Consider the following 17,199-nt stretch of genomic DNA (forward strand, 5'->3'; position numbering starts at 1 on the left):
ACTGTTTTAAAATTCTGCGCCGCATCAAGACAGGAAAGGAAGGGTTTATGGTGTTTTATATCAGTTTATTTCTGATTCTTTGGCTGGCTGCGGGGTTTGCAGTGGGAATGAAACAAGTGTATGTCGATCAGCTGTTTGATAAAACTGTGATCGAAAGGCTGGAAAAAGAAGCGAATGATCATGGACACGCTGACCGGATGATCAAACAGCGCGCCCTTTATATTGCAGCAGTGACATTAAGCGGGTTTATTTCTGTTTATTATGAAATGAAAACAATCCCGCAAAGGCGAAACATAAGAAAAATTGAAAAAAACATCATGAAATTAAATCAAGCAAAAAAACGAAGAATGAAGAGAAAATAAAAAATGCACAGGCCAAAGGGCAGGTGCATTTTTGTTTTGTATGGAAATGGGGGAGGTGGTGCCAGCTTACTTTTCATAAATTCAAAAATGAGAAGAACAGCGCCCGGGCTAATGGTATATAATATTGTGAATTTAACAAAAATTTAACAAGGAGGACGAGAGAATTCGTGCTAAAGCCTCAAAGAGACCTACATCCTGTTGATTTGGACTTAGAGGCGGAGTAGATGAAACCGGCCAAAGTATCCCTGCTCCGCCGTTTGCTCCATTCCTTGAAGCATGTTGATTGTAACATAGCCAAACGTTTTCCATCAACTATTAAAATTGTAAAATTATTGTTTATTTTTATGGTGTTTACTCCGATTTCTTCAATTTATGCTGAAGATGTATATCAGAATTTTGAGGAATTAAAAAACAATGAAGATCCTTCTGATTACGACATTGTTACGAAAGAAACCGGAAGCCCTGTTCTTGTTTTAGCTATTCACGGAGGAGGTATTGAAGGCGGGACAAGTGAAGTAGCGAGAGAGCTCAGCAAAGAGTACTCGATGTATTTATTTGAAGGCTTAAAATCGACAGGAAACTCAGTCCTGCACATTACGAGCACGCACTTTGATGAACCTCGGGCCCTTAAAATGACGGGAAATCATGAATATGTCATTTCATTACACGGGTACGCAGAAGAAGATCAGCAGATCGAAGTCGGCGGTACAGATCGCGTAAGATCGGCAGATTTAGTTGAGAAATTGCAGCATGCCGGTTTTCCTGCTGTATTGCTCAATACGGACCATCCACATGCGGGCGTTAGTCCGAATAACATTGCAAATAAATCAAAAACAGGTTTAAGTATCCAGATAGAAATGAGCACTGGCTTTCGAAAGTCTTTGTTCGGCATCTTTTCTTTAAAAAGCAGAGCTGTTACTCAAAATGAGAGGTTTTATAAGTTTACAGAAGTGATGTTCCGTTTTCTCAAAAATAGCTACTGAAAAATAGGAGGCGATAAGACAGCCTCCTATTCTTTATGCTTCTCATTCGTTTCGGGAAACAGCTCGTCCGCGGCTTCCGTTTGATACTGCAACGTGTTATCTCTCGCTGACAGTTCATTTCGGAAATTTTCATCAAGTACATTTTTCAGTAAATACCGATGAAAAAAGTATTCAAAAACAGTAAGACAGGCAGCAGAAAGGAGAGCTGCTCCAAATGGTGAGAAATCGTTTCTTGTTTGGGTTAAAACAAATACCCAAAGAATAACGAATGAAAGGCCAAAGTCAGCCAATGAAGCTGTAATATTGTTTGTTCTGGGTAAGACGAGCATGTCACCAGAAAGATAGGAAACAAAACCTAAGAAAAGTGCAATAAACATCACACTTAAAAAGGATGCGTGATATACTCTGTCCAAAATCACATATAAAAGGGCGAGAGTGAAAGCAATCTTTGAAGCAAGCGCAATGATATGTTTCATTTGACCACCTAAATTGTTATTTTTTGAAGAAAATTCTTGGGCGTAAACAAATGATAAATAATGCAATTCAAAACCATTCATAATGGTCATGTTACTATTTTAAACAGTCCGTTTTTGTTTACACTGGTATTTTTTTCAGCTGTATGAAACTTTCTTATGAAAAAAGTCGTATATGTGGATGATCAGCTTTCAAGAGGGGAATGATTTGTGGAGATAAAAGGAATCAATCACTTGCTATTTTCAGTTTCGCATTTGGATACATCGATTGATTTTTATCAAAAAGTGTTTGATGCAAAGCTTTTGGTAAAGGGAAGAACAACTGCATATTTTGACATGAGGGGCATCTGGCTAGCGCTTAATGAAGAACCAGACATCCCGAGAAATGATATTAAGCTTTCTTATACCCATATTGCTTTTACAATTGAAGATCATGAATTTGAGGAGGTGTCAGCTAAATTAAAAAGACTTCATGTCAATATTCTGTCTGGCAGAGAACGAGATGAACGTGATCGAAAATCAATTTATTTTACCGACCCTGACGGCCACAAATTTGAATTTCATACCGGAACCCTTCAAGACAGGCTTCGATATTACAAACAAGAAAAAACGCATATGCACTTTTATGATGAAACGGCCTTTTGATATCACAACCATATTTCATATAAGGTTAAATTTAAAGAAGGGTGTTGGGGGAGACTTTATGTTTGGGGAAGGTTTCTACCCGACTTGTTCAACGATGCCATATCTTTTGAACTGCACAAGTGATTGGGTGAAGGTGAAATTGAAATACACATTACATTTTATATGAAGAAAGCGAGCTGTTTTAACAGAAATATGAACTAATTAAACTGTGTACTAAATTTTCAGTATATTTCAATTGCCTCGCCCCTTAATAAATATGAAACCGCATCCTTCCACGACCTAAAAAATGAAACGTTTTTAAGAAGATAGCGTCTAATATTCTAAACGTTCATATTTTGATAAAAGTTTCCTGAAGGAAAGAAAATTTCTTGACTTCAACAATCTTTTGGTGGATAATTATGGTGTAAACATGATGTTCTTTTTCCTCCTATTCAGGCTCGCACCCAAAAGTCAGGGCGAGCCTGCTTTTTTTGAACAACAAACCCCCTCTCCGTAAAGGAAAAGGGGGTTATTTCATTCATCTGATAGATCAATAGATTAATGGACGGTTCTGAACACGCCAATCACTTTCCCTAGAATGCTGACATTCTGCAAAATGATAGGTTCCATCGTTGGGTTCTCAGGCTGCAAGCGAATGTGTGTATCCTCTTTATAGAATCGTTTTACAGTTGCTTCATCATCTTCTGTCATCGCAACTACAATTTCCCCATTGTTCGCTGTGTTTTGCTGTTTAACGATGACATAGTCCTTATCGAGAATACCAGCATCTATCATACTGTCTCCCATAATCTCCAGCATAAATACATGCTCGTCTGGAGGAACCATGCGGTCAGGGAGCGGAAAATATTCTTCAATATTTTCTACTGCTGTAATAGGAGATCCCGCCGTGACTTTCCCGATGACCGGTACATTAACGACCTGGCTTTGCGGAATGTCTACTTCTTCATCAAGAATTTCTATTGCTCTTGGTTTTGTCGGATCCCGTCTGATCAGCCCTTTTGTTTCCAAGCGGGCCAAATGGCCGTGGACAGTAGAGCTGGACGCAAGCCCGACAGCCTCTCCGATCTCTCTCACGGAAGGCGGATATCCTTTTGATTTAACCTCTGCTTTAATAAAACGGAGGATATCAAGTTGCCTTTTAGATAGCTTCGTCATTTTTCGCACCTCAAAACGTCGATTTTAAGAAGATTATAGCATGATTTTCCTTACAGTACAAACATAGGTTCGAAAAAACAATTGACAGAAACGTTTGTTCGTATATACTGAAATTATAAAAATGCGAACAAACATTCCTGTTGGAGGTTATGATCATGAGTAAAGAATCTATTATTTTTGTCGGTCTGTTCACAGTGATTTTGAGCGCGGTTATCCTTATGCTGTCATATACAAGCAGCGGCCAAGAGCTTAATCAGTATGTTAAAATAGAAGTCCAGCAAGGCGACACACTCTGGTCAATTGCTGATCAGGTAGCAGATACAAAAAAGATAAACAAAAATGATTTTATTGAATGGGTAGCTGATAAAAATCAACTTCAAACCTCTGATATCCAGCCGGGTGATGAGTTAGTGATCCCATTGAAAAAGAAGCATCAGGATGCATATGAATTAGCAACTGTAAGATAGAGAGGAAAGAGAGATAAAATGAAAGCACTCATTTATGCCCGCGTAAGCACAAATAAAGAACAGCAGGAAACGTCATTAAAGCGGCAGGAGGAGGAGCTTACGGCCATTGCAGCGGAGAACGGCATGGAAGTGGTCAAAGTGATTTCAGAAAAAGCCAGCGGATATGAAATGGATCGGGATGGTGTATTTGAGCTGCTTGATGAGATTAAGAACGCTGGAATTGATGTCATTTTGGTTCAGGATGAGACAAGGCTCGGACGGGGAAACGCAAAAATCGCACTGCTTCATTGTATTTATAGAGAAGGTGTGAAAGTCTATACAACGGCTCATAGAGGTGAACTGGAGTTATCGGAGGCTGACTCAATGGTCTTGGAAATCGTCAGCATTGTGGAAGAGTATCAGCGAAAGATTCACAACATGAAAATCAGACGGGGAATGAAGCGTGCAGTAAAAAACGGTTTTAAACCGCAAAAAAACTTAAAAAACCAACATGAGAACAGTGGAAAAGAAAAAATAGAGGTGCCAATCTCTGAGATCGTCCGCCTAAGAGCGAATAAACTGACGTTTGCTGAAATCGCGGCTACCCTAAGAGGGTTTGGCTATGATGTCTCTAAAGCAACCGTTCACCGGCGTTTTCAGGAATACATAGAGAATGAAGAGACAGCAGAGTGAATCAGTTGTAAAACTTTTTTTGATCTAGTACTATATAGACAAAATGCAATAAAGGAGTTTAACATGATTTCAAACGCGAAAATTGCCAGAATTAATGAGCTTGCTGCCAAATCTAAAGCTGGCGTTATTACAGAAGAAGAAAAAGCCGAACAGCAAAAGCTCCGTCAAGAGTACTTGAAAGGTTTTCGTTCTTCTATGAAGAACACGTTAAAAAGTGTGAAAATCATTGACCCAGAAGGCAATGATGTAACACCGGAAAAGCTAAAAAGAGAACAAAGAAATAACAAACTTCACTAATATAAGAGGAATACGGCAATATCGTATTCCTCTTTTGCATATACTATAATCAAAACTCTTATGTGACAAAATTCAACAAGTTTCTCTCAAATTTAAGCTGAAACAGTTGAGAAAAAGTCGTCAGACATTTATGATGTAAGGGTACAACACATAAGGAAGGGGATTTTTATGGATACAATTGAAAAGAAATCAGTTGCTACCATTCGCACACTGTCAATAGACGCTATTGAAAAAGCAAATTCTGGTCACCCAGGGATGCCGATGGGAGCCGCTCCAATGGCATACACGCTGTGGACAAAATTTATGAACGTAAGTCCGGCAAACCCTGGCTGGTTTAACCGTGACCGTTTTGTTTTATCTGCTGGACACGGGTCAGCACTATTATACAGCATGCTTCATTTAAGCGGGTTTGATCTTAGTATTGAAGATCTTAAGGGATTCCGCCAGTGGGGCAGCAAAACACCTGGACACCCGGAATTCGGACATACTGCCGGTGTTGATGCTACAACAGGTCCGCTTGGTCAAGGAATTGCCATGGCAGTCGGTATGGCAATTGCTGAACGCCATTTAGCGGAAACATACAACCGCGATTCATTTAACGTAGTCGATCATTATACATACAGTATTTGCGGTGATGGTGATTTAATGGAAGGTATTTCTTCTGAAGCCGCTTCACTCGCAGGCCATCTTCAGCTTGGCCGTCTGATCGTACTATACGATTCTAATGACATCTCTCTTGATGGAGACCTCGACCGTTCATTCTCTGAAAACGTGAAACAGCGCTTTGAAGCAATGAATTGGGAAGTTCTTTATGTTGAGGATGGAAACAATATTGAAGAATTAACAGCGGCTATCGAAAAAGCACGCCAAAATGAAAAGAAACCTACATTAATTGAAGTGAAAACGACAATCGGATTCGGTTCACCTAACCGTGCCGGTACATCCGGTGTTCACGGTGCGCCGCTTGGTAAAGAGGAAAGCAAATTAACAAAAGAAGCTTACGCGTGGACGTATGAAGAAGACTTCTACGTTCCGTCAGAAGTTTATGAGCATTTCGCTGCAGCTGTTAAAGAATCAGGTGAGAAAAAAGAACAAGAATGGAATGCTCAATTCGCTAAATATAAAGAAGTTTATCCTGAACTTGCTGAACAGCTTGAACTGGCAATCAAAGGAGAGCTTCCGAAGGACTGGGATCAAGAGGTTCCTGTGTATGAAAAAGGAAGCAGCCTGGCATCCCGTGCATCTTCCGGTGAAGTTCTCAACGGACTTGCGAAAAAAATTCCTTTCTTTGTCGGAGGTTCTGCTGACCTAGCGGGATCGAACAAAACGACAATTAAAAATGCCGGTGATTTTACAGCGGTTGATTACTCAGGCAAGAACTTCTGGTTTGGTGTACGTGAATTTGCGATGGGTGCAGCCTTAAACGGTATGGCGCTTCATGGCGGTCTTCGTGTATTCGGCGGAACTTTCTTTGTCTTCTCTGATTACCTGCGTCCTGCGATTCGCCTTGCAGCGTTAATGGGCCTTCCTGTAACATATGTCTTCACACATGACAGTATTGCGGTAGGTGAAGACGGTCCGACGCACGAGCCTGTTGAACAGCTTGCTTCACTCCGTGCGATGCCTAACCTTTCTTTGATCCGTCCAGCAGACGGCAATGAGACAGCAGCAGCATGGAAGCTTGCAGTGCAAAGCACTGACCACCCAACAGCGCTAGTGCTTACACGTCAAAACCTTCCTACCATCGATCAAACAGCTGAAGAAGCATTGGCAGGAGTAGAAAAAGGTGCATATGTCGTTTCTAAATCTAAAAATGAAACACCTGACGCTCTTCTCATCGCTTCCGGATCAGAGGTAGGTCTTGCAATTGAAGCGCAGGCTGAATTGGCAAAAGAAAATATCGATGTTTCTGTTGTCAGCATGCCTTCAATGGACCGTTTTGAGAAACAATCTGATGAATACAAAAACGAAGTCCTTCCTGCAGATGTGAAAAAACGTCTTGCAATTGAAATGGGCTCATCATTTGGATGGGGCAAATACACGGGGCTTGAAGGTGACGTTCTCGGCATAGACCGATTCGGTGCATCTGCTCCTGGTGAAACCATCATTAACGAATACGGCTTCTCAGTTCCGAACGTAGTGAATCGAGTTAAGGCATTAATCAATAAGTAAGCTTTTGAAAGAGGATGAGTCAAATCATCCTCTTTTTCTTGTTTATCCGACAAAAATAGTATTGGCTGTTTAACAGTAATAGACAATTCTTTCTTTTCTTCTTTTGTATAATAGAGAGCAAATGAAATGCTGCTGGAAAAGGGGATGAAAAGATGGAACGTCACTACTATACGTACCTGATCAAAGAGGAATTTGCCAATCACTATTTCGGCCGGGAATCGGTTATGTTTGAGCTGTTTCAAGACTATCATTGGACAAGCCTTGAAAAGCAGCAGTATGAAATGACAGAGAAACAGATTCAATATATTACACAACCAATCCCGATTTTACATATGCATCAGCGGTTAAAAATGAATTTAAACAAGACGGATTACAGGCAGCTGGATTATATTTATAGAATAGCTTTGCCGAAAGCAAAAGGCCACGCGACGTTTATGATGAAGGAGCACATGATAGAAATTGTGGCTTCGGGAGATTACGAGGCAGAAACGATATTCTTTGAAGTGTTAAGAAAAGTAAGCCCTTGCTTTTTAGCAATGGATTTCAATTCGAAGCGTTACGGATGGCTAAATCCGGTGAAAGAAAGAAATTTTGTCTAAAACCGAAGAAAAAGAGATGTAAATGTTGTATAATAGCTTTTGGTTTAGTACACTTTAAACTAGACAACATGAAGGAGGAAATAAAATGACTTTATGGGTTGGCATCCTAGTGGGCGTTGTTGCATTGCTCATAGGTGTTGCACTCGGGTTTTTTATTGCTCGTAAATATATGATGAGCTACCTGAAAAAGAATCCGCCTATTAATGAACAAATGTTACGCATGATGATGATGCAAATGGGAATGAAACCTTCTCAAAAGAAAATCAATCAAATGATGAAAGCCATGAATAATCAAACGAAATAATACGTAAAGATTATGATATAGAGAAACATGGTTATAAAATAAAAAACCCTTATACGGGTTTTTTATTTTGCAATCATTCATCACCCGCTACTGCTCGAAGGCGCTGCTTTTGATATTGTATGAGAAGATGGTCAAGCTCCTGACTGAGCTCTATCGTAATATGAGATGTCATTCCGTTCGCCATGACAATTTGCAGCAGCTCTGCTCTTTTTTTTTCAATTTCTTTTAATAGATGCTCTCTAATCACAGGGATGTATCCTTTCATACATTAGATCTTCAAAGTGAATGTTTATATTATATCCATATTTATACTAATTTTCAAATGAGAAGGAGTATAATGTCTCAATGTCAAATTAAATTATATAAGTTTTTTCTGAAAATAGAAATCCTTCAAGTGAAAGTGTTAAAAAAATGAAATGATTTTGTCATAACTTGAAGGAATGTCAAATCATGAAGGGATGATGACATGGGAGACGTGAATTATTTTTTGACATTCGGAGCGGGGTTTTTATCCTTTATTTCGCCTTGCTGCCTGCCGCTTTACCCAGCTTTTTTGTCATATATTACAGGGGTCAGCATGGACGATGTAAAAACAGAAAAGCTGCTGCTGCAGAAAAGAAGCCTGTTTCATACTTTGTGTTTTTTGCTTGGCTTTTCAGTCATTTTTATTGCTTTAGGCTATGGAACATCTTTTATTGGCAGCCTGTTTAGGGATTATCACGATGCGATTCGGCAAATTGGCGCGTTGCTTATTATTTTGTTCGGTTTCATTACACTCGGTGTGTTCCGGCCTGAGGCAATGATGAAAGAGCGGAGAATCCATTTTAAACATAAACCAAGCGGGTTTTTAGGGTCGGTCTTAATCGGAATGGCATTTGCAGCTGGATGGACACCATGCACCGGTCCGATATTAGGTGCTGTTATCACACTTGCAGGCACCAATCCGGGCTCAGCAGTGCCATACATGATGTTATATGTACTCGGTTTTGCGGTACCGTTTCTTTTATTGTCTTTTTTTATCACAAAGCTGAAGTGGATAAGGAAGAACCAGCTTTTAATTATGAAAGCTGGCGGCGTTTTGATGATTGTGATTGGTGTGCTGTTATTCTTTAATTGGATGAGCCTGATCATTATTTTGCTGTCAGATCTTTTTGGAGGCTTTACTGGTTTTTGATGGTAAATTACTTTCGTACTACTACTAATCCTTTTGTTTTTGGTACAATAAGACTATTATCTGTGGAATTCGATTGTTGGAGGGGAATATGACAAGAGTTTTAGTTGTAGACGACGCCAAGTTCATGAGAGTGAAAATCAGAGAGATCTTGGAAGAGGCAAATTACATAATCGCAGGCGAAGCGGCGGACGGTGAACAAGCAGCGGACCTGTATAAAAAACTGCGCCCGGACCTTGTGACAATGGATATTACAATGCCGGTGAAAAACGGCATAAAAGCGCTTCGTGATATCTTAACCTTTGATCCTAAAGCGAAGGTCATCATGTGCACCGCCATGCGCCAGCAAAGAATTGTAACGGAAGCAATTGAGCTGGGGGCAAAGGATTTTATTGTTAAGCCGTTTGAGGAAACAAAAGTGCTGGAAGCTGTAAGCCGCGTTATGGGACATTAAAGTCATTTCTTTTCAAAATGGTTTTTTTTATTGTTTTGGAGTATAGTATATAGTATCAACACTCCGAGAAACAAAGGAATGATAAGTATGATGATTATAGTTTCATCGATTATTGCTGTGTTCATGGCTGTAGCTGTGATGGTGGTCAGAATAAAGTCCTCTGACAAGCCTGTTTCACCAAAAAAAATCATTCTTCCGCCGATTTTTATGAGTACGGGAGCGTTAATGTTTTTATTTCCGGTATTTTGGGTAACTGGTGCAGAGTTTTTGGAAGCATTCACTTTAGGTGTGATTTTCTCTATTTTTCTAATCAAAACTTCTAAGTTCGAAATTAAAAATAATGAAATTTACATGAAACGCTCTAAAGCATTTGTTTTTATATTAGTCGGTCTTTTGGTGATCAGAATCGTGATGAAATCCATCTTGAGCACATCAATCGATTATGGTGCACTGAGCGGAATGTTTTGGATTCTGGCTTTCGGTATGATTGTGCCTTGGAGAATCGCCATGTATTTATCATATCGAAAACTTCATAACGAGCTGCAGTCAGCTAATATTCAAATGAATTAAAAAACCTTTCCTCTTGTCAGGAAAGGTTTTTTATTTGAGAAGGGTCTGATAAGGTTCCAAATCGATTTTTTTGTCCCGCAGATGCCTTTTTAAGAAGGTATGGTCTCTTTTAGGAGTTGCGAGAATATAGCCTTTGATCATAAGTTGCTGATCAATCTTTGCTACCTTTTCTTTTAATGCAAGCTCACCGATTTTGCCTGCGATTTTGGCTTTTGCTGCATCTCTGAACAGTTCTGGCACCGGCGCAGTCAATTCATCTAGAAACTGTTTGTTTTCATCGTTCCATAAATGTCTGCTGTTTTCAATATAGTAATCCTGCCAATCAAGCTCTGATCTGCCGTCCTCTTTTGGTAAACGCTTTAAAAACTTTCGAAACATGAAAAAACCGCCGATTGATAATAAGACTACCATCATGATCACCCAAAACAGAATAAACCATAAAAACCATCCTTCCAGCATCAATCATTCCCCCTTATTCTAACCATATTGTATACGAAGAGAGATTAGAAGAACACAGTAAAAAAAGAATAGAAAAAAGTGATAGACGTCTAGTCAAAAGAGATAGTAGATCATATTCTATTGTATAGTGAATCTGCTATTTGGCCATGGGAGAGTCACTAGAGGGTATTTGACGATAAATGGACGGAAAAAAAAGTCACTTTCATAATAGGGGATGAAAGTGACTTTTTATGTTTAGCTGAGAGGAAATTGAAGAGAAAAAGAAGAGCCATCTTCTGTTTCTTTATTGACGGCGACTGTGAGTATTTGATTTTCGCATTCGGCTTGAATGGTTTTGTCATTAAAATAAAAAGGAAGCATCATTTGTTTTTCAAAAGTCTGTCCTGACGATTTGACAGTTAAGATGAACTCGCATCCAGAAAGGGTAACTGTTACTTGTGTAGGCTGTAAAAAAGTCAGATCCGCTTCTATAATATACTGCTGACTAGTTTCATATAAATCAATAGGCAATGTTTCGTCGTACCAGGCGAAGGGGTCTTCAAAAAATTGCCGAAGCCATTCATCCATACTATCGAAATCATTTGCATCGTTGCGTTTTGAATGGTCCATGGAAGCATTCCTCCACATATCAACCTTGCTTAACATCATATGCGGTGGATTATAAATGGGTGAACGCATAAAAAAACAGACACTAAGGTCTGCTTTTCTTACATATCATGGCTTGAGTTGTGCTTTTGTCTTGTATGGTTTCGGTTTTTTACTTTTTTGCTTCCGCTTAGAGGCTCAGGTTGGCCGGGATTGTGTCCTTTAGGGGCGTTTTTATGCATATCTTTACTTGTATTCTTATTGGTCATAAAATGAGAACCTCCTTAAAAGAGTTCGGTGTTATTGATTGGTTTTTCTTTTTTTGTTATTTTGGCGTTCTGCTTCAGTCAGTACAAGCTGGTCGTTTTCAATATAGCCGGCGCCTTTGCCTTGGCTTTTTGCGTCATTCATTCCGTTAATGACGTGATTCGCTTTTCTTTTGACCATCATTATCACCTCAATCATAATATGGCTCCTTTTATTGTGTTATATGAGAGAGCGTAAACAGTAAAAATTACCGGTACATTTTTCTCATAAGTCGAACTTATTGTATTTAATAAAAACATTGATATTTACTTATGTATGATTTTGTTTTAATATGAAATTGTGAGAAAATTGTGATGAGAATGATCTGATCTGAAGGGGGATTTTGGAGAATGGCAAACGAGCAAAAAACTGCAGCAAAAGACGTTTTCCAAGCGAGAAAAACGTTTACTACAAATGGGAAAACATATCATTACTACTCTTTAAAAGCGTTAGAAGATTCAGGTATAGGAAAGGTTTCGAAGCTTCCTTATTCCATCAAAGTTCTTTTAGAATCAGTATTGCGTCAAGTTGACGGCTTCGTTATCAAAAAAGAACACGTGGAAAATTTGGCAAAATGGGGAACTGCCGAATTAAAGGATATCGACGTTCCATTCAAACCGTCTCGTGTTATTTTACAAGACTTCACAGGGGTTCCGGCAGTAGTAGATCTGGCTTCACTGCGTAAAGCAATGGCAGCTGTCGGCGGAGACCCTGATAAAATCAACCCTGAAATTCCTGTTGATCTCGTTATCGACCACTCTGTACAGGTAGATAAAGCGGGTACAGAAGATGCATTAGCAGTAAATATGGACTTGGAATTCGAAAGAAATGCAGAGCGCTACAAATTTTTAAGCTGGGCAAAGAAAGCGTTTAACAATTATCAGGCAGTGCCGCCTGCAACAGGTATTGTGCACCAGGTCAACCTTGAGTTCTTGGCAAGTGTTGTCCATGCCATTGAAGAAGACGGCGAGCTTGTAACGTATCCTGATACGCTTGTCGGAACAGACTCACACACAACAATGATTAACGGTATCGGTGTTCTCGGCTGGGGTGTCGGTGGAATTGAAGCTGAAGCGGGAATGCTTGGACAGCCTTCTTACTTCCCAGTTCCAGAGGTAATCGGCGCGAAACTTGTCGGCAAGCTTCCAAACGGAACAACAGCTACTGACTTGGCGTTAAAAGTAACACAAGTGCTGCGTGAAAAAGGCGTTGTCGGTAAATTTGTTGAATTCTTCGGACCGGGAATTGCTGAACTGCCGCTTGCAGATCGCGCAACAATTGCGAATATGGCTCCGGAATACGGTGCTACATGCGGATTCTTCCCAGTAGATGAAGAAGCGCTTAACTACCTGCGCCTGACTGGCCGTGATCCTGAACATATTGATGTTGTTGAAGCATACTGCAGAAGCAATGGCTTGTTCTACACTCCAGATGCGGAAGACCCTCAATTTACTGATGTGGTTGAAATTGACCTGTCTCAAATTGAAGCAAACTTATCGGGTCCAAAGCGTCCTCAGGATTTGATCCCGCTATCTGCTATGCAGGAAACGTTTAAAAAGCAATTAGTCAGCCCAGCAGGTAACCAAGGATTCGGTTTAAATGCTGAGGAAGAAAATAAAGAAATTAAGTTTAAACTCCTTAACGGCGAAGAAACAGTTATGAAAACGGGTGCGATCGCCATTGCTGCAATTACAAGCTGTACAAATACATCAAACCCATACGTTCTAATCGGCGCCGGACTGGTAGCGAAAAAAGCGGTTGAGTTAGGGCTTAAGGTGCCTAATTACGTGAAAACGTCACTTGCACCGGGTTCTAAAGTTGTTACAGGATATCTTGTGAATTCAGGCCTTCTTCCATACATGAAAGAGCTTGGCTTTAACCTCGTTGGGTACGGCTGTACAACATGTATCGGGAACTCAGGTCCGCTTTCACCGGAAATCGAAGAAGCGGTTGCGAAAAATGATCTTCTAATTACGTCTGTCCTTTCCGGAAACCGTAACTTTGAAGGACGTATTCACCCGCTTGTTAAAGGCAACTATCTTGCTTCACCGCCGCTTGTTGTGGCTTATGCGCTGGCTGGAACGGTAAACATTAACCTGAAAACCGATCCAATCGGTGTGGGCAAGGATGGTCAGAACGTATACTTTAATGATATTTGGCCGTCAATGGACGAAATTAATGCACTTGTTAAGCAAACTGTTACGCCAGAGCTATTCCGCAAAGAGTATGAAACAGTATTTGATGACAACAAGCGCTGGAACGAAATTGAAACAACAGATGAAGCTTTATATAAATGGGATAGCGAGTCAACTTACATTCAAAACCCGCCATTCTTCGAAGAAATGTCTGTTGAGCCAGGCAAGGTTGAACCATTAAAAGGTTTGCGTGTTGTCGGTAAATTCGGCGATTCAGTCACAACTGACCATATTTCTCCTGCGGGGGCAATCGGAAAAGATACGCCTGCCGGAAAGTACTTGCAAGAAAAAGGTGTTTCTCCTCGTGACTTTAACTCCTACGGTTCCCGCCGCGGAAACCATGAAGTCATGATGAGAGGAACATTTGCAAACATTCGGATCAAAAACCAAATTGCACCGGGTACAGAGGGCGGATTTACGACGTACTGGCCGACTGGTGAAGTAACATCCATCTATGATGCGTGCATGAAATACAAAGAAGATAAAACTGGTCTTGTCGTATTAGCAGGAAAAGACTATGGTATGGGATCTTCACGTGACTGGGCTGCAAAAGGAACAAACCTTCTCGGCATCAGAACGGTTATTGCAGAGAGCTTCGAAAGAATTCACAGAAGCAATCTTGTATTCATGGGTGTGCTGCCGCTTCAGTTTAAACAAGGTGAAAATGCGGATACACTCGGCTTAACGGGTAAAGAAGTCATCGAGGTAGATGTTGATGAAACAGTTCGTCCTCGTGACCTTGTGACTGTAAGAGCAATCAATGAAGACGGCAATGTAACAACTTTTGAAGCAGTCGTCCGCTTTGATAGTGAAGTTGAAATTGATTACTACCGCCATGGCGGCATCCTTCAAATGGTGCTTCGTGAAAAAATGAAGCAGTCCTGATGAATTAATAGGAAGAGAAGGCATTTCGCTTTCTCTTCTTTTTATGACACAATGTGCTGCGGAGGTGGCATATGCTGAAAAAATGGCTCGCAGGGATTCTGCTTATCATGCTTGCCGGTTATACGGGATGGAATTTATATCAAACATACAGCAAAAAAGAAGTCGGAATTCAAGAGGGGAAACAAGCACCTGATTTTTCTTTGAAAACGCTATCAGGAGAGAAAAGCTCTTTACAGGATGCAAAAGGCAAAAAAGTGCTGCTCAATTTTTGGGCAACTTGGTGTAAGCCGTGCCGTCAGGAAATGCCTGCGATGGAAAAGCTGCAAAAAGAGTACGCCGACAAACTTGCGGTTGTTGCGGTAAATTTCACTTCAGCTGAGAAAAGTGAGAAACAGGTCCGAGCGTTTGCTGATACGTATGATTTAACGTTCCCCATTCTGATTGATAAAAAAGGGATCAATGCTGACTATAACGTGATGTCATATCCAACGACATATATCTTAGATGAAAAAGGTGTTATCCAAGACATACACGTTGGCACCATGACAAAAAAAGAAATGGAACAAAAACTGGATCTTGATTAGATTCAGTTTTTTTATGCTCAGATATGCTTACAAGTTTTCAGAATTGGAAAAAATAAAAGAATATGCGGAGGTGAGAAGCGTGAAGAAGATGAGAAAACGTTCTTTTCATGAGCTCGTCATGGAAAACAAAAAAGAGCTGATGACCAATACAGAGTATTTAAATCAGCTTGAGGAAAAGCTTGAACAGCGATTTAAGCAAAAATAACCTTTAATTTGTATTCATGTTTACCCCTCCTTTTGAGAAACCTATCTGTTGAGGAGGGATAAACATGGGAAACAACAAGAAAAACGGTCAGCCTCAATATGCTCCAAGCCACTTGGGTACAAAGCCTGTAAAATATAAAGCCAATAAAGGGGAAAAAATGCATGATACTTCAGGACAGCGGCCGATTATCATGCAGACAAAAGGCGAGTAGCGAAAATTCGAGTTTATTTCTAGGAGGTACATCCGAATGACAAAGAACCAAAATCAATATCAGCAGCCTAATCCTGATGATCGTTCTGACAATGTGGAAAAATTGCAGGATATGGTTCAAAATACAATTGAAAATATAGAAGAAGCAGAAGCATCAATGGAGTTTGCTTCAGGAGAAGATAAACAGCGTATCAAAGAAAAAAATGCAAGGCGCGAACAGAGCATTGAAGCGTTTCGTAATGAAATACAGGACGAATCTGCAGCGAGAAAAAACGGATACCGTTCTTAAAAAACCAGGGAAACCTGGTTTTTTTCTTTCTGATTTGATTATGGTAAAATGGGGCTAAATTGACGTTAAGGGAGCAGAGTAATCTTGCATGTATCAAAAAAAGAAATAGAAGTGCGTTATGCAGAAACAGATCAAATGGGAATTGTCTATCACGCAAATTATCTTGTGTGGATGGAGGTCGGCAGAACGGCCTTGATTAAGGACTTAGGCTTTTTATATAGTGATATGGAAAAAAGAGGCGTTCTGTCTCCAGTCGTTGATATCAATATTTCCTATAAAAAGCCGCTTCATTACGGAGAAACCGCGGTTGTACATACATGGATAGAGGAATATAACGGCTTTAAAACCGTCTATGGTTATCACATTTATAATCCGGCCGATGAGCTTTCCATCAAAGCCACCTCATCTCATATTTGTGTGGATAAAGAAAGCTTTAAGCCAATTCAATTCCGCAAAGCTTTTCCTGATTGGCACACAGCATATGAAAAGGCCAAAAAATAGGGAAGTGAACGGGATATGGCGTTTGGTGTGAAACGGGAGGAACTTAACCGATGGAAACAAGCAGTGAAAAGAGGAGAAATCGCATTTTTAACACATTACTGGCTGGATGACCGATTTCCAGAAGCAAGGACTGTGACAAAAGCCGGCTGTGCAGACATTGATAAGCTGGTTCAGTGGGGAGCGGCGTACGGGTTAAAAAAAGAATGGATCCATAAGAAAAGTGAATTTCCTCACTTTGATCTGCTGGGTGAAACACAAAAATATGTTTTGGAACAAGAAAACCTAACCGATCATCTTATACGATTTCATTTGTAAAAAAAGAACGCACATGATGTGCGTTCTTTTTTATTGGTATTCAAAAACCGGTTCATCAGCGTCTTCTGAATAGCTGACGAGAAGGTCGTGGTTATCAAAGTACCATAAATCACTTTCTTCAATAAAGAAGGTAATGCCATCAGCTTCTGCAGTGACTCCAGCCTCTTGTGGGGCATCTTTCGCTACACCGAGAGAAAAACCCTTTTGAACGTTGCTGCAGCCTCCATAGCGGACGAAAAAGCGAACCTGGTCTCCGCTTTCCAAATCGAGTTCTTCTTTATACCAGTTCAATGCGGCTTCGTTAATTGTCATATTCATAACAGAACACCCCTTTGTTCTTC

Annotated in this window: 28 protein-coding genes; 20 read left to right on the plus strand and 8 right to left on the minus strand. The window is 40.2% G+C overall.

Annotation, left to right across the window (positions count from 1 at the left end; genetic code table 11):
- The first annotated feature begins 47 nt into the window (after positions 1-47).
- Together NYE56_RS09105 and pghL are read left to right on the plus strand one after the other, a co-directional pair.
- Positions 48-362, plus strand: a complete 315-nt coding sequence (locus NYE56_RS09105) for a hypothetical protein (RefSeq protein WP_166668700.1) — start codon at positions 48-50, stop codon at positions 360-362.
- 224 nt (positions 363-586) lie between these two features.
- Positions 587-1,345, plus strand: a complete 759-nt coding sequence (pghL, locus tag NYE56_RS09110) for a gamma-polyglutamate hydrolase PghL (RefSeq protein ID WP_341283753.1) — start codon at positions 587-589, stop codon at positions 1,343-1,345.
- A 26-nt stretch (positions 1,346-1,371) separates the two neighbouring features.
- Here pghL and NYE56_RS09115 read toward each other — a convergent pair whose 3' ends face one another.
- Positions 1,372-1,821, minus strand: a complete 450-nt coding sequence (locus NYE56_RS09115; RefSeq protein ID WP_015483284.1) for a YndM family protein — start codon at positions 1,819-1,821, stop codon at positions 1,372-1,374.
- A gap of 207 nt (positions 1,822-2,028) precedes the next feature.
- On the opposite strand from NYE56_RS09115, the gene fosM reads away from it, so the two are divergent.
- The gene (gene fosM / locus NYE56_RS09120; protein ID WP_160243739.1) at positions 2,029-2,463 is read left to right on the plus strand and encodes a FosM family fosfomycin resistance protein; all 435 of its coding nucleotides are present in this window, start codon (positions 2,029-2,031) and stop codon (positions 2,461-2,463) included.
- On the plus strand, positions 2,372-2,629 hold the full coding sequence (locus NYE56_RS09125) for a hypothetical protein (protein WP_418910888.1): 258 nt from the start codon (positions 2,372-2,374) through the stop codon (positions 2,627-2,629). The genes fosM and NYE56_RS09125 overlap by 92 nt, the downstream gene beginning before the upstream one ends.
- A 371-nt stretch (positions 2,630-3,000) precedes the next feature.
- Here NYE56_RS09125 and lexA read toward each other — a convergent pair whose 3' ends face one another.
- Positions 3,001-3,618 (minus strand): transcriptional repressor LexA, encoded by a 618-nt coding sequence (gene lexA, locus NYE56_RS09130; RefSeq protein WP_003238209.1) that lies wholly within the window; start codon positions 3,616-3,618, stop codon positions 3,001-3,003.
- Positions 3,619-3,767: 149 nt separating this feature from the next.
- On the opposite strand from lexA, the gene yneA reads away from it, so the two are divergent.
- The 6 genes from yneA to NYE56_RS09160 all read left to right on the plus strand — a co-directional run bounded on the left by yneA (position 3,768) and on the right by NYE56_RS09160 (position 8,129).
- On the plus strand, positions 3,768-4,085 hold the full coding sequence (yneA, locus tag NYE56_RS09135) for a cell division suppressor protein YneA (RefSeq protein WP_003231598.1): 318 nt from the start codon (positions 3,768-3,770) through the stop codon (positions 4,083-4,085).
- 18 nt (positions 4,086-4,103) lie between these two features.
- Positions 4,104-4,757 (plus strand): YneB family resolvase-like protein, encoded by a 654-nt coding sequence (locus tag NYE56_RS09140; RefSeq protein ID WP_015383764.1) that lies wholly within the window; start codon positions 4,104-4,106, stop codon positions 4,755-4,757.
- A 63-nt stretch (positions 4,758-4,820) separates the two neighbouring features.
- The gene (locus NYE56_RS09145; RefSeq protein ID WP_341283754.1) at positions 4,821-5,054 is read left to right on the plus strand and encodes a DUF896 domain-containing protein; all 234 of its coding nucleotides are present in this window, start codon (positions 4,821-4,823) and stop codon (positions 5,052-5,054) included.
- 168 nt (positions 5,055-5,222) lie between these two features.
- Positions 5,223-7,226 carry a transketolase gene (tkt, locus tag NYE56_RS09150; RefSeq protein WP_014476936.1) on the plus strand — a complete coding sequence of 668 codons (2,004 nt, stop codon included), beginning with the start codon at positions 5,223-5,225 and terminating at the stop codon, positions 7,224-7,226.
- 152 nt (positions 7,227-7,378) lie between these two features.
- Positions 7,379-7,825: a sporulation inhibitor of replication protein SirA gene (gene sirA, locus NYE56_RS09155; RefSeq protein WP_003231591.1), complete on the plus strand. Its 447-nt coding sequence runs from the start codon at positions 7,379-7,381 to the stop codon at positions 7,823-7,825.
- Between the two features lie 85 nt (positions 7,826-7,910).
- Positions 7,911-8,129 carry a YneF family protein gene (locus tag NYE56_RS09160; RefSeq protein ID WP_003221221.1) on the plus strand — a complete coding sequence of 73 codons (219 nt, stop codon included), beginning with the start codon at positions 7,911-7,913 and terminating at the stop codon, positions 8,127-8,129.
- Between the two features lie 73 nt (positions 8,130-8,202).
- On the opposite strand, the gene ynzD is transcribed toward NYE56_RS09160, so the two are convergent.
- Positions 8,203-8,376, minus strand: a complete 174-nt coding sequence (gene ynzD / locus NYE56_RS09165) for an aspartyl-phosphate phosphatase YnzD (RefSeq protein WP_010886518.1) — start codon at positions 8,374-8,376, stop codon at positions 8,203-8,205.
- A gap of 219 nt (positions 8,377-8,595) precedes the next feature.
- On the opposite strand from ynzD, the gene ccdA reads away from it, so the two are divergent.
- From ccdA to NYE56_RS09180, 3 genes are all read left to right on the plus strand, one after another.
- The gene (gene ccdA, locus NYE56_RS09170) at positions 8,596-9,303 is read left to right on the plus strand and encodes a cytochrome c-type biogenesis protein CcdA (protein ID WP_063335412.1); all 708 of its coding nucleotides are present in this window, start codon (positions 8,596-8,598) and stop codon (positions 9,301-9,303) included.
- 88 nt (positions 9,304-9,391) lie between these two features.
- Complete coding sequence (locus tag NYE56_RS09175) at positions 9,392-9,754, plus strand: response regulator (protein ID WP_003245707.1); 363 nt, start codon at positions 9,392-9,394, stop codon at positions 9,752-9,754.
- Positions 9,755-9,832: 78 nt separating this feature from the next.
- Positions 9,833-10,324, plus strand: coding sequence for a CcdC family protein (locus NYE56_RS09180; protein ID WP_123374454.1), 492 nt, complete (start codon positions 9,833-9,835; stop codon positions 10,322-10,324).
- Positions 10,325-10,354: 30 nt separating this feature from the next.
- Here NYE56_RS09180 and yneK read toward each other — a convergent pair whose 3' ends face one another.
- The 4 genes from yneK to sspO form a co-directional block, all read right to left on the minus strand.
- Positions 10,355-10,783, minus strand: a complete 429-nt coding sequence (gene yneK / locus NYE56_RS09185) for a DynA interaction protein YneK (RefSeq protein ID WP_003231580.1) — start codon at positions 10,781-10,783, stop codon at positions 10,355-10,357.
- Positions 10,784-11,017: 234 nt separating this feature from the next.
- Positions 11,018-11,410, minus strand: coding sequence for an outer spore coat protein CotM (cotM, locus tag NYE56_RS09190; protein WP_072174018.1), 393 nt, complete (start codon positions 11,408-11,410; stop codon positions 11,018-11,020).
- Positions 11,411-11,490: 80 nt separating this feature from the next.
- Entirely contained in the window at positions 11,491-11,637 is a 147-nt protein-coding gene (locus NYE56_RS09195) for a small acid-soluble spore protein P (protein WP_003221237.1), read from the minus strand.
- Positions 11,638-11,668: 31 nt separating this feature from the next.
- Positions 11,669-11,815 carry an acid-soluble spore protein SspO gene (gene sspO, locus NYE56_RS09200; RefSeq protein ID WP_003244839.1) on the minus strand — a complete coding sequence of 49 codons (147 nt, stop codon included), beginning with the start codon at positions 11,813-11,815 and terminating at the stop codon, positions 11,669-11,671.
- A gap of 209 nt (positions 11,816-12,024) precedes the next feature.
- Between sspO and acnA the strand changes: the two genes are divergently transcribed.
- The 7 genes from acnA to NYE56_RS09235 all read left to right on the plus strand — a co-directional run bounded on the left by acnA (position 12,025) and on the right by NYE56_RS09235 (position 16,858).
- Complete coding sequence (gene acnA / locus NYE56_RS09205) at positions 12,025-14,754, plus strand: aconitate hydratase AcnA (protein WP_003231573.1); 2,730 nt, start codon at positions 12,025-12,027, stop codon at positions 14,752-14,754.
- A 71-nt stretch (positions 14,755-14,825) separates the two neighbouring features.
- Positions 14,826-15,338 (plus strand): redoxin domain-containing protein, encoded by a 513-nt coding sequence (locus tag NYE56_RS09210; protein ID WP_003231571.1) that lies wholly within the window; start codon positions 14,826-14,828, stop codon positions 15,336-15,338.
- A 79-nt stretch (positions 15,339-15,417) separates the two neighbouring features.
- Entirely contained in the window at positions 15,418-15,543 is a 126-nt protein-coding gene (locus tag NYE56_RS09215) for an FbpB family small basic protein (RefSeq protein ID WP_003244964.1), read from the plus strand.
- 64 nt (positions 15,544-15,607) lie between these two features.
- Complete coding sequence (gene sspN, locus NYE56_RS09220; protein ID WP_003231569.1) at positions 15,608-15,754, plus strand: acid-soluble spore protein SspN; 147 nt, start codon at positions 15,608-15,610, stop codon at positions 15,752-15,754.
- Positions 15,755-15,790: 36 nt separating this feature from the next.
- A complete protein-coding gene (tlp, locus tag NYE56_RS09225) occupies positions 15,791-16,042 on the plus strand; it encodes a small acid-soluble spore protein Tlp (RefSeq protein WP_341283755.1) in 252 nt (83 codons plus the stop codon).
- 84 nt (positions 16,043-16,126) lie between these two features.
- The gene (locus NYE56_RS09230) at positions 16,127-16,543 is read left to right on the plus strand and encodes a YbgC/FadM family acyl-CoA thioesterase (RefSeq protein ID WP_341283756.1); all 417 of its coding nucleotides are present in this window, start codon (positions 16,127-16,129) and stop codon (positions 16,541-16,543) included.
- A gap of 15 nt (positions 16,544-16,558) precedes the next feature.
- Entirely contained in the window at positions 16,559-16,858 is a 300-nt protein-coding gene (locus tag NYE56_RS09235) for a hypothetical protein (protein WP_021479774.1), read from the plus strand.
- Positions 16,859-16,888: 30 nt separating this feature from the next.
- Here NYE56_RS09235 and NYE56_RS09240 read toward each other — a convergent pair whose 3' ends face one another.
- Positions 16,889-17,176: a HesB/YadR/YfhF family protein gene (locus NYE56_RS09240; protein ID WP_341283757.1), complete on the minus strand. Its 288-nt coding sequence runs from the start codon at positions 17,174-17,176 to the stop codon at positions 16,889-16,891.
- Positions 17,177-17,199 lie beyond the last annotated feature (23 nt).

Source organism: Bacillus sp. FSL R5-0603 (assembly GCF_038050295.1).
Classification (GTDB): Bacteria; Bacillota; Bacilli; order Bacillales; family Bacillaceae; genus Bacillus; species Bacillus subtilis.

Coding starts and splice junctions, on each gene's coding strand:
- NYE56_RS09105 (WP_166668700.1), top strand. CDS start 48: ATGGTGTTTTATATCAGTTTATTTCTGATTCTTTGGCTGGCTGCGGGG.
- pghL (WP_341283753.1), top strand. CDS start 587: ATGAAACCGGCCAAAGTATCCCTGCTCCGCCGTTTGCTCCATTCCTTG.
- NYE56_RS09115 (WP_015483284.1), bottom strand. CDS start 1,821: ATGAAACATATCATTGCGCTTGCTTCAAAGATTGCTTTCACTCTCGCC.
- lexA (WP_003238209.1), bottom strand. CDS start 3,618: ATGACGAAGCTATCTAAAAGGCAACTTGATATCCTCCGTTTTATTAAA.
- yneA (WP_003231598.1), top strand. CDS start 3,768: ATGATCATGAGTAAAGAATCTATTATTTTTGTCGGTCTGTTCACAGTG.
- NYE56_RS09140 (WP_015383764.1), top strand. CDS start 4,104: ATGAAAGCACTCATTTATGCCCGCGTAAGCACAAATAAAGAACAGCAG.
- NYE56_RS09145 (WP_341283754.1), top strand. CDS start 4,821: ATGATTTCAAACGCGAAAATTGCCAGAATTAATGAGCTTGCTGCCAAA.
- tkt (WP_014476936.1), top strand. CDS start 5,223: ATGGATACAATTGAAAAGAAATCAGTTGCTACCATTCGCACACTGTCA.
- sirA (WP_003231591.1), top strand. CDS start 7,379: ATGGAACGTCACTACTATACGTACCTGATCAAAGAGGAATTTGCCAAT.
- NYE56_RS09160 (WP_003221221.1), top strand. CDS start 7,911: ATGACTTTATGGGTTGGCATCCTAGTGGGCGTTGTTGCATTGCTCATA.
- ccdA (WP_063335412.1), top strand. CDS start 8,596: ATGGGAGACGTGAATTATTTTTTGACATTCGGAGCGGGGTTTTTATCC.
- NYE56_RS09175 (WP_003245707.1), top strand. CDS start 9,392: ATGACAAGAGTTTTAGTTGTAGACGACGCCAAGTTCATGAGAGTGAAA.
- NYE56_RS09180 (WP_123374454.1), top strand. CDS start 9,833: ATGATAAGTATGATGATTATAGTTTCATCGATTATTGCTGTGTTCATG.
- yneK (WP_003231580.1), bottom strand. CDS start 10,783: ATGCTGGAAGGATGGTTTTTATGGTTTATTCTGTTTTGGGTGATCATG.
- cotM (WP_072174018.1), bottom strand. CDS start 11,410: ATGTGGAGGAATGCTTCCATGGACCATTCAAAACGCAACGATGCAAAT.
- NYE56_RS09195 (WP_003221237.1), bottom strand. CDS start 11,637: ATGACCAATAAGAATACAAGTAAAGATATGCATAAAAACGCCCCTAAA.
- sspO (WP_003244839.1), bottom strand. CDS start 11,815: ATGGTCAAAAGAAAAGCGAATCACGTCATTAACGGAATGAATGACGCA.
- acnA (WP_003231573.1), top strand. CDS start 12,025: ATGGCAAACGAGCAAAAAACTGCAGCAAAAGACGTTTTCCAAGCGAGA.
- NYE56_RS09210 (WP_003231571.1), top strand. CDS start 14,826: ATGCTGAAAAAATGGCTCGCAGGGATTCTGCTTATCATGCTTGCCGGT.
- sspN (WP_003231569.1), top strand. CDS start 15,608: ATGGGAAACAACAAGAAAAACGGTCAGCCTCAATATGCTCCAAGCCAC.
- tlp (WP_341283755.1), top strand. CDS start 15,791: ATGACAAAGAACCAAAATCAATATCAGCAGCCTAATCCTGATGATCGT.
- NYE56_RS09235 (WP_021479774.1), top strand. CDS start 16,559: ATGGCGTTTGGTGTGAAACGGGAGGAACTTAACCGATGGAAACAAGCA.
- NYE56_RS09240 (WP_341283757.1), bottom strand. CDS start 17,176: ATGAATATGACAATTAACGAAGCCGCATTGAACTGGTATAAAGAAGAA.